11 protein-coding genes are annotated in these 10,117 nt (G+C 42.7%); 9 read left to right on the top strand and 2 right to left on the bottom strand.

All coding sequences use genetic code 11. The features are described from left to right. Window positions 1–187: 187 nt before the first annotated feature. Entirely contained in the window at window positions 188–490 is a 303-nt protein-coding gene (locus tag ACX0G9_RS30975) for a hypothetical protein (protein ID WP_459068872.1), read from the bottom strand. 49 nt (window positions 491–539) lie between these two features. Between ACX0G9_RS30975 and ACX0G9_RS30970 the strand changes: the two genes are divergently transcribed. The 3 genes from ACX0G9_RS30970 to ACX0G9_RS30960 all read left to right on the top strand — a co-directional run bounded on the left by ACX0G9_RS30970 (window position 540) and on the right by ACX0G9_RS30960 (window position 3,218). Next, entirely contained in the window at window positions 540–1,820 is a 1,281-nt protein-coding gene (locus tag ACX0G9_RS30970; protein ID WP_459068871.1) for an OmpA family protein, read from the top strand. Window positions 1,821–2,099: 279 nt separating this feature from the next. After that, window positions 2,100–2,357, top strand: coding sequence for a hypothetical protein (locus ACX0G9_RS30965; protein ID WP_459068870.1), 258 nt, complete (start codon window positions 2,100–2,102; stop codon window positions 2,355–2,357). Between the two features lie 39 nt (window positions 2,358–2,396). After that, window positions 2,397–3,218, top strand: a complete 822-nt coding sequence (locus ACX0G9_RS30960) for a hypothetical protein (RefSeq protein WP_459068869.1) — start codon at window positions 2,397–2,399, stop codon at window positions 3,216–3,218. A 9-nt stretch (window positions 3,219–3,227) separates the two neighbouring features. Here ACX0G9_RS30960 and ACX0G9_RS30955 read toward each other — a convergent pair whose 3' ends face one another. Continuing rightward, window positions 3,228–5,627 (bottom strand): ABC transporter permease, encoded by a 2,400-nt coding sequence (locus tag ACX0G9_RS30955; RefSeq protein ID WP_459068868.1) that lies wholly within the window; start codon window positions 5,625–5,627, stop codon window positions 3,228–3,230. A gap of 219 nt (window positions 5,628–5,846) precedes the next feature. Here ACX0G9_RS30955 and ACX0G9_RS30950 point away from each other — a divergent pair, with 219 nt between their 5' ends. From ACX0G9_RS30950 to ACX0G9_RS30925, 6 genes are all read left to right on the top strand, one after another. Next, window positions 5,847–6,449 (top strand): ferritin-like domain-containing protein, encoded by a 603-nt coding sequence (locus ACX0G9_RS30950; protein ID WP_459068867.1) that lies wholly within the window; start codon window positions 5,847–5,849, stop codon window positions 6,447–6,449. A 3-nt stretch (window positions 6,450–6,452) separates the two neighbouring features. Further along, window positions 6,453–7,748, top strand: a complete 1,296-nt coding sequence (locus ACX0G9_RS30945; protein ID WP_459068866.1) for a MutS-related protein — start codon at window positions 6,453–6,455, stop codon at window positions 7,746–7,748. 142 nt (window positions 7,749–7,890) lie between these two features. After that, complete coding sequence (locus ACX0G9_RS30940) at window positions 7,891–8,103, top strand: DUF6265 family protein (RefSeq protein ID WP_459068865.1); 213 nt, start codon at window positions 7,891–7,893, stop codon at window positions 8,101–8,103. 85 nt (window positions 8,104–8,188) lie between these two features. Beyond that, window positions 8,189–8,776: a TetR/AcrR family transcriptional regulator gene (locus tag ACX0G9_RS30935; RefSeq protein WP_459068864.1), complete on the top strand. Its 588-nt coding sequence runs from the start codon at window positions 8,189–8,191 to the stop codon at window positions 8,774–8,776. 67 nt (window positions 8,777–8,843) lie between these two features. Beyond that, complete coding sequence (locus ACX0G9_RS30930) at window positions 8,844–9,701, top strand: oxidoreductase (RefSeq protein ID WP_459068863.1); 858 nt, start codon at window positions 8,844–8,846, stop codon at window positions 9,699–9,701. An 86-nt stretch (window positions 9,702–9,787) separates the two neighbouring features. Continuing rightward, window positions 9,788–10,117, top strand: a 330-nt coding sequence (locus ACX0G9_RS30925; protein ID WP_459068862.1) for an SDR family NAD(P)-dependent oxidoreductase, incomplete at its 3' end; no start/stop codon positions are given.

Genomic DNA, 10,117 nt, shown 5'->3' with positions numbered 1-10,117 from the left:
CTATACATCTTGCCGGCTATTGCATCGTAAATCTGTTGGAAGGATTGATTGTCCCCACCGGATGCCTTCTTTGTCAAGACTTCAAAAACAGGGGATGCGTTGCGCGTCGATTCCATTGGACAAATATCTATTTAATTTTTATATAAATAGCAGGGTCAGGTGCAGGGGCACTTGTGTTTTTATATGATTAATGGATTGAAAATAAGTGGATTAAGAGATAAAAATGCCCTTTTAGCAGGATAGAAAATATTTTTTTCAAAAAAAAGATAGTGGATGCGAAACGTTTATTGATTTCTGCCGGTCTATAGAATAAGCGTTTTTCTAAAAACCGGAAAATCGCTTTTTGGAAACCACTTAATGGTTTGTTGTGCTTACCTCTTACATCTTTATATCCTGTTGATTGCCTTTTGCTGATGCTTGCCTGCATGAACACCTGCAATTCATAGCCCTTATAGGTAATCTTATGAACAGGGAAAGTGTTGATTGACACTTTTAAGGTAATTTATTTCACCCTTAAATCAAAAAAATTGGAAAGATTTATGAAAAGGATTTTCTCGTTAGTAATGGCAGTGATGGTTTTCGTATTAATGACTGTTGGAGCGCATGCACAAAAACCGGCAATAATTGGATTTAGCGCAAATCTTGTAGATTTTTCGGCTTCGGTTCCCAAAATAGGAAAAGTAGATCCTGGCTTTTCCATCATGTATTGGAAAGGGATTACCAAAAAGATCGATTACACTATCCGTTATAATGGTCTTTTTTCAGAATATAATAAGACCGGAGCTTCTACACAATATATTAATGAATTCGAAGGTGCTTTCCACGCACGCCCTATTAATGATGACCATTTACTGGCCCCCTTTATTACTGCCGGTGTGGGAGTAGGCAACTACGGGAACCGATGGGGAATGTATTCTCCGCTCGGGGCGGGGCTTCAGTTGAATATGATGGGGGAAGGCTATATCTTTTTGCAGGCTAATTACCGGCTCAGCTGGTCTTGCCCCAATGTAGACAATAATATGTTCTATTCTTTAGGATTCACCCAAACGATAGGATCCCCGAAGACAAAGGAACCGGTGGTTATGGCCATTCCGCCCGTACCCGTAGTGGAAGTCAAAGACAGGGATAAAGATGGCATGGCCGATAGCCTGGATGAGTGTCCTGATGTTGCCGGTCTTCCTCAATTCAAAGGTTGCCCGGACACAGATGGAGATGGTATTCCGGACAAGGATGACAAGTGCCCGAATGTAGCCGGAAATGCTAAATATCAGGGATGTCCGGTACCAGATACGGATGGTGATGGCATTAATGATGAAGAGGATAAATGTCCGACAGTGGCCGGTGTAGTCAAATATAATGGTTGCCCTATTCCCGACAGGGATGCCGATGGTGTGAATGATGAGCAGGACAAATGCCCGGATATCGCCGGACCTGTTTCCAATCAGGGCTGTCCGGTTGTAAAAGAAGAAATAATAAAACGGGCCGAATATGCAGCACAACATCTCTATTTTACGACCGGTAGTTATAAGTTATTAAGCAAATCCTTCAAGGGATTAAATGAAGTAGCTTCCCTGATGAAGAGTGATCTTAATTTGAAACTCTCCATCGATGGGTATACGGACAATACCGGTAAAGCGGAAAAGAACCTGGCCTTAAGCCAGAGCAGGGCTGATGCCGTACGGAAATACCTGGCGGGAAAAGGGGTCGATCAGGGCCGGATCACCGTCACAGGACATGGACAACTTGAACCGGTGGCCAGCAACAAAACTGCGGCAGGACGGGCAAAAAACAGAAGAGTGGAATTCAGGTTGAATTATTGATCAACATTTGTATAAATAGCAGGTAGTTCATTTAGCAGGTAGTTCATTTGGAGAAAACGTTTGCCTTGATTGAATACGGCCGGCATTAATAGTAAAATGTTCATCGGGGCAAGAGTGGAAAATTGGTTCCCGGGGGTGGTGGGGAAGAGGATGCCCCCCACTTTCCGGGATATCAGTAACTAAAATTAATTTATGTACCAGTTACTAAACAATAACGATTCCAGTTTGCTGACCTACCAACAATCCGTATTATTTCGAGGGATATTAAATAATAACCATATGGAAGCTGATGAGTGGGTAGAAGAAAAAGCGTTATTAAAAAAATTAGAGAATAAGGATATTAAGGCATTTAAACATTTCTATAAAAAATATTCCGGCGATCTGCTGATTCTTGGTTATTGTTTGCTGGAAAATAGTACTCTTGCTATCCAATTGGTAGATAGTTTATTCGAACGTTTATGGATAGAAGAACGTTTTGGAGAAATTGATCCGCCTATCCATAAATTTTTATATAAGGAATTCAAAAAAGGGCTTTAAAAAAGCGTTCGAAATTAGTTAACCCCTAAATCATTAATTATGCGTAAAAAATTACTTTTTCTTTCCCTCATTATTATTGGTAAGACCGAACTTTGGTCACAGGCTGTGGAAAGCCGGTTGGATTACCAGAAAACCCTGCAATCAGTGGCTACCATTGATCTGCCCTGTCCGCAGGACGTGTCGGGAGAGGCTGTTAAAGGGTATATGGCCAAAAAGGGATATAAAGGCTCCTCCTTTAAAGATTTTACCGTATACAGGGCCGTTAAGCTGGATAGCAGCGATGCGGATCTAAGCGATCTTTATTTTAAGATCGACCACAAAAGCAGGAAAGAAAAAGATCTGACAGTCATAACCCTGTTGCCTGCCAAAAAAAATGAGAATATTTTATCCCGTTCTCTTACCGATAGTTCAAAAATGGATGGCGCCAACCGGATAGAAGGGGCCAAACGGTTTCTCAATGAACTGGCTCCTTATGTAGAGGCGTATCATGTAAATACCCAGGCTAAGGAGCAGGATGAGGTGCTGAAAAAGGCGAATAAGAAGATGAATGGATTGATGAGCGACCAGGCCGATCTGGAAAAAAGGATGAGGAATTTACAAACAGATCTTGACCTGAATAAAAAAGAGCAGGCAAAAGAAGCACAGGAATTACAGGCCAATATATTTAAGGACGACGACGCCAAGAAAAAGGCAATAAAAAAAATGAACCGGTCGATGGACGATCAGGGCAGCCTGGAAAAAAAGATCAGAAAGACCCAGGCAGATCTCGATCAGAATAAAACAGACCAATCCAACCAGCAACAGGAATTAACGAATCAGAAACAAATACTCGATGCCATAAAGGCAAAACAAAAAAGCTGAATATGCGCTCTATTCCACTTTCAGACTCTTCGCCGGGTTAGCCAATGCGGCTTTAATGGATTGAAAACTTACGGTCAGCAAGGTAATGGTGATGGTACCAAGCCCTGCTGATACAAAGATCCACCCGGATATAACCAACCGGTAGGTATAATTTTCCAGCCAGGTATGCATAAAATAATAGGCGGCAGGCATGGCAATAAGCAGGGAGATGATGATCAGAGACACAAAGTCTTTGGATAATAAACTCCATAAACTAAAGACCGAAGCGCCCAGAATTTTCCGTACACCGATTTCTTTAATCCGTTGTTCCGCTATAAAAGAGGCCAGTCCGAAGAGGCCCAGGCAGCTAATGAAGATAGCAAGCGAGGCAAAGAAACCGGCGAGTTTGCCTACACGCTGTTCGGCGGCGAACTTTTTCGCGAATTGCTGGTCGGCGAATTTATAACGAAAAGGTTCGGTGGGTGCATATTGCCGCCATATGGCTTCCACCTTTTTTAAGGCATCTCCCGTCCCTGCCGACGGATTTAGTTTTATGTTAAGGAGATACCCGGGACCCGGGCTTAAAAAGAAAAAGGTTTGTTTCACCGGTTCGAAAGGCGATTCCATCACCATGTCCTTTATCACCCCGACCACCGTTAAATTCCTGTTCCACCATCTCACTGTCTCTCCGATGGGTTTTTTAAGACCCATGTATTTCACGGCAGTCTCATTCAGGATCATAGCGTTGCTGTCTGTTCCGAAGGATTTGGAGAAATCCCTTCCCTGCACGAATTGCCAACCTATCGTCCTTCCATATTCAGGGGAAACACCAATATTGCCGAATTCGTCGGCCATATTCGGATCTTTCTCTTTCCATTCCAACCCCCCCACACCGCTCCAAAGCGCTGTTGTCGGGCTTTCCGATTCAGCGATCTCCAATACGGCCCCTGTCTTCAGCAAATCGTTTCGCAAGGCATTAAAATGTTCATGGATATCGGGTGAAGACATATTCACGGTGATCAGGCCATCCCGGTCATATCCGATGGGACGGCTTTGTGCAAATTGGATCTGACGGAAAACGACCATCGTGCCGATGATCAGGATAACGGAAACAGTAAATTGTACGACCATTAAAACTTTACGGGGGACGGACGAAAAGCGCCCTACCCGGAAAGTACCTTTCAGGACTTTGATAGGCTGAAAGGAGGAGAGATAAAGCGCGGGATAACTACCGGCAATTAAACCCGTGATCAGGATAAAACTACCACTTAACAGCCAGAACCAGGGATTGGCCCAGGTAATGAAGATCTTTTTATCGGCCACTTCATTAAAAAACGGGAGCATTATCCAGACCAGTACCAACGAAAAAACGAAGGAAAGGAAGACTACCAACAAAGACTCGCTGTAAAATTGCCCGATCAATTGGCCCCTCAGAGAGCCGATAGCTTTGCGGATCCCCACTTCCTTGGCTCTTTTTCCCGATCTGGCCGTACTGAGGTTCATAAAATTGATACAGGCAAGCAGCAGGACAAAGATGCCGATGATCCCGAATAACCGTACATACTGGATCCTTCCACCCGTATTTATCCCATTCTTAAATTCCGAGAACAAATGCCATTTGCTCATTGGATGAAGAAAAAGCACCGGTTTGAATTTGGCGTCATTTTTATCCATTTTATTGAGCTTGACATCTTTGATCTGCGTAGAAACAGAGGTGATATCCACTTTATCCGCCAACTGGACATAAACCTGCCAGCTACTCCTGCCCCAATCATTTTCGGCCTCCCTTACCCGCGCTTCGGAAGAATGGAAAAGGTTCCAGGGCGCAATAAAGGAAACGGCCTGGAAGCTATTGTTGTAAGGAAGATCCTCATAGACCCCAGTGATCGTAACATTCATTTTATTATCGATCTTTAACGATTTGCCTAAAGGGTCATCATGTCCAAAAATTGCGGTGGATACTGTTTGAGAAAGAAGGATCGAAGCTGGATCTTTTAACCCGGCCCTGCTCCCTTTGAGCATTTTCAAGGTGAGCATTTCGGGGGCATCTTCCTCCATAAAGGCACCGGTCTTTACAAATTTCTCTTCGCCGGGTTTCTCACCGCCAAGGGTCAGCACATGGTTGCGGACTCCGGAGGAAAGCACAACATATTTGAAATTACTCCCATAAACACTGCGGAGCTCCCTGGCCATCGGAAGGGGCATCTCCTCTATCGTTTGGGTTGTGCCATTTGCGGTTTCGCTTTGCATGACCTGAGCAATCCGGTCATAATGCTGAAAGGTTTTGTCAAAAGAGAATTCATCCCAGATCCAAAGCCCAATGAGCAGGGCAACGGCCATGCCCACCGACAAACCGGCAATATTTATTAACGAATGAGCTTTGTTCTTAAATATGCCGCGAAGGGCAACCTTGAAATGATTCTTTAGCATAGCCATATTTTATTTCTTTTACGGACCATCTGCTGTTGTCCCAATAAAATGCCGGAAATACATGTTTCTGTTAATCAGTGTTTTGTGATGTTGGTCGCCCGTAAAATGTTCGTTTACGATACACCCCACCGTACACTTTCGTATAATGTTAAACTTAACTGTTATTTTACGGATATTGAAAACCGCAAACTAATTTCGTACCCCAACCTGTAAACCATTATGCTGGAACAACCCTTATTGAAGCCGGAACAACCCTTGAAGAAACTGGACCATCCCTTATTGACCGATCTTTTGCAAAAAGCCTATTCCGCAGAAAAAGCCGCTGCATTCGCCTATCAGGGACATGCAGCTTCGGTTAAAGATCAGGAAGAGAAAAAGGCGATAAGGCAGATCGAAATAGACGAATGGAACCACCGAAAGGAAGTATTGCAACTCATGCAGGTATACGGAGTGCCGGTTTCCAGGTATTATGAACGCCGGTTCCATTTCGTTGGAAAGGTGATCTCTTCCAGTTGTTATGTCATTGGCTGGTTCATGCCGTTTTATTTTGCCGGGAGACTGGAGAGCGGAAATGTCTGTGAATACTTTCGTATGAGGCAATTTTTTAATTCCATTGGAATAAAGGAGCATGACAGATTATTATATGATATGGGGATGAAGGAAAAGGAGCATGAGATCTATTTTTTAAGTAAAATAAAGAATACCAGGTTGCTGCCCTTTTTTGAAAGATTTTTTTCCTGGGGCAAGGATCAGAGTTATAACAATATAGACCTGGATAAAAAATATCCCCTTGACGAATCTTACGAATACTGTAAAAAATAAGGAATGAACAATATCCGGGACTTACATTTCAAAAAGGAAATCCTCCCCCTGTTTGATTTTGTCAGCCAGGAATATTCAAGGGATGTACTGATCCGGTTGCTGACCGATGTTCCCGGTGCCCTGGAAGAAGTAGTAACCCGGCAAAATATCCTGAAAGGATTAATTAACCATAAACATCTCTTTTCAGCAGCTCCTTACGTAAAGTCCGAATTTCATGAAACCTATACTTACCTGGAAGAGATAAGGGAAAGGGGACTCGGTTTGGAGGACAGTACCCTGATCGTTCACTATCTTTTTGCCAGGGTGAAAAGAGAACGGGAGAAAGGGCGTCTTAGCCAGTTGTTTATCTTTTTGCATAAGATCAATCAGGCCTATTATGCTTCTATAAAAACAGATGTATTTCCCCCGGAGTTCGAAGCTGTCCTTAGCCGTAGTATTCGGACCCTTTCAGAGATGGATATCGAAAAACAACAATCGATCGTCCGGGGAAGAGGATTTACAACACAGGAGACGGTCAGGTTGGTCCGCAAGCTGGGTGAAAAGATCAGAAACGGAGAAATGGATGTTTTCTGGAAAGACTTTTTTTTGTTTGAAGCCTATCTTTCCATAGCTAAAGGGATTAAAAAACTGCAATTCTCTTTTCCGGAGTTTACTGATCATAAATTTGCCATTTCAGATCTTTATCACCCCCTGTTAAAGAATCCTGTAAAAAACAGTCTGACCATCAAGGATACGGTTACGCTGATAACCGGGCCCAATATGTCCGGTAAATCAACCCTGCTAAAAGCCCTCGGATTATGTGTATACCTGGCTCATCTCGGTTTGGCGGTGCCGGCAGAAAAATGCGAGATGCTTTTTTTTGACGTGATTTCCATATCGATCAACCTGAACGATGATATACTGAGCGGGTATAGCCATTTTATGATGGAAATCAAAAACCTGAAATCCGTTGTTGTGGAAGCAAACGATTCAAAAAAGTGTTTTGCCATATTTGATGAATTATTCAGAGGGACCAATGTCGAGGACGCGCTTGTCATTTCCGGCAGGACGATCGAAGGATTGGCCCGTTTTGAAAAATCCGTTTTTTTTATCTCCACCCATTTACATCAACTTAGAGAGACACTTACTTTGTCTGACAGGGCGATGACCAATAAGATAAGCACCCATTTTATTGAATGCAAGCTGGTCGATGAAAAACCGGTATTTACCTATAAGCTTTTGGAAGGCTGGTCCGATCTGAAGATCGGGCAACTGCTTTTTGAACAGGAGGGATTAAATACATTGCTGGCAATTTCTTAAATTAGCTATTATGCGCCTTCTCGTTTTTATTTACTTACTTATGCTATCCTCGTTTCAAGGTGCTGCACAAATATTTAAAGCCAATATCAGGGATCTTGCTTTTATGGCTGGGACATGGGAGCAAAAACATGAATGAGGTGATATGGAAGAATTTTGGGGGCCGCCTATAGGTAATAATATGATCTGCAGTTATCGCTGTGTGAAAGATGGGAAAGTGGTCTTTTATGAATTTGTAGTGATCGAACAGAAGGATACTCTATCCGAAAGTGTTCCGGTCATGATCCTCCGGCATTTTAAGCCAGGAAGTATAAGTTGGGAGGATAAGGACAAACCCAACTTATTTATTTACAAGTAATTATAAATTAGCGTAATAAATATGTTTTTATTTTTGCAAAAGTGACCGATCGGTCACTTATCTTTGTGTTGTGATGGATAACAAAATGACAAAAGCAGAAAGAACCAGGCAGTTTATAATCGAGAAATCGGCCCCTATTTTTAATACAAAGGGTGTCGCCGGAACGGCTATGAGTGATATAATGGAAGCAACTAAATTAGCCAAAGGCAGCCTGTATGTTCATTTTGAGAGTAAGGATGAATTAGCCTATTGTGCGGTAGATTATAACCTGGATTGTTTGGGGAAAAAACTGATGAATGTCCTTAGCCACCATACAACCGCCAAGGGAAAGTTATATGGTATGCTGGATTTCCTGAGTAACCCCGAAAACCCTCCTGTGGTAGGCGGCTGCCCCATGCTCAATTTTGGAATGGAGGCAGACGATACCAACCCCGTTATTCTCCAAAAAGTAAACCGTACCATCCAAGCTCATATTCAGCAACTCGAAAGCATTGCCAAAAGAGGTATTGAAACCGGAGAATTCAGGGGAAATTTTAACCCTGTCGAGTTTGCAACCAGGACCTTTGCCCTCCTGGAAGGTGGCATCCTTATAACCAGGGTTTCCGGCAATCGCACCAAAATGAATTTGATTATACGTACTATAAAAAAAGAAATAGAGGCGTTGGAAGCGTAATTTTTTTATCTAAAAAAATGACCGATCGGTCATAAATGAATAAATTATAAATTTTAAAAATAAAATCATGAAAAAGCAAAAGGTTTGGTTCATTACCGGGGCGTCAAGGGGTTTCGGTTTGGATATAACAAAATCGGCTCTTGAATCAGGAGATAAGGTAGTGGCCACCGTTCGCAGCAGACCGGAAAGATTGACTGCTACTCTGGGAGGTAATGCCGATCTGCTGGTTGTCGTTCTCGATGTAACCAATAAGAACCAGGTAAAAGAGGGTGTTCAAAAAGCCATCGAAAAATTCGGCCGCGTCGACGTATTGGTAAATAATGCTGGATACGGATTACTGGCTGCAACAGAGGAAGCATCCGATGAGGAGATCAGAAAACAATACGAAACCAATGTTTTTGGTTTATTGAATGTAACCAGGGAGATTTTGCCGTTTATGCGTGAAAATAAAACAGGACATGTGATCAATGTGTCTTCGTTGTTTGGTTATGGTGCTTCGGTTCCCGGATTTGGGTTGTATGGTTCAACAAAATATGCCGTAGAAGGGATCACGGAGGGCTTGGCTGTAGAATTGGCGCCATTTGGAATCAAGGTTACTGCCGTTGCCCCAGGTCTCTTCAGCACAGATTTTTTAGCCGGCGATTCATATGTTCCCTCAAAAAATGTTTTGGAAGCCTATAAAGCTTCGGTAGGGCAGATGAGGACAGCTGCCGGTCAGCTCCATGGCAATCAACCCGGCGATCCGGCAAAACTGGCAAACGTGATCATTAAACTGGCTGCCAGTGAAAATCCTCCTCTCCATTTACCTATTGGAAAGGACTCTGTCAATGCCTTTAGAAAAAATTCAGCGAAAATTGAAAAAGAAGTGGCCGAATGGGAGACAATATCCGGCAGTACGGATCATATCCAGACTGCTGTCGTTTAAACGGGGTCTTTACAATTATTTTAAAAACATCTCAATTAAACAAAAACATCTCAATTAAACAAAAACATCTCAAATAAACAAACAAAATGAAAACAACGAATAATACCGTATTGATAAGCGGCGGAACGGCCGGGATCGGTCTGGAAATAGCCAAATTATTGTCGGCTGGTGGAAATAAAGTTATTATTACCGGAAGGGATAAACAAAGACTCGATAAGGCATTGGGCCAATTAAAAAATGCAACGGGTATTCTCAGCGATGTAAGTAAAAAAGAAGATACGGAAGTATTGGTCGCAACACTGAAGAAAGATTTTCCGGAACTCAATATGGTGATCAACAATGCAGGCCGGGCTCTCTTGTATGATATTTCGCAAAGTGAAGGCGCTTTTGAAAAAGCGGAAGACGAGATGCTGACC

This window comes from Flavitalea flava (assembly GCF_054461575.1).
The sequence above is the reverse complement of the archived record's forward strand: the minus strand, read 5'-3'. Positions and strand labels throughout refer to the sequence as shown.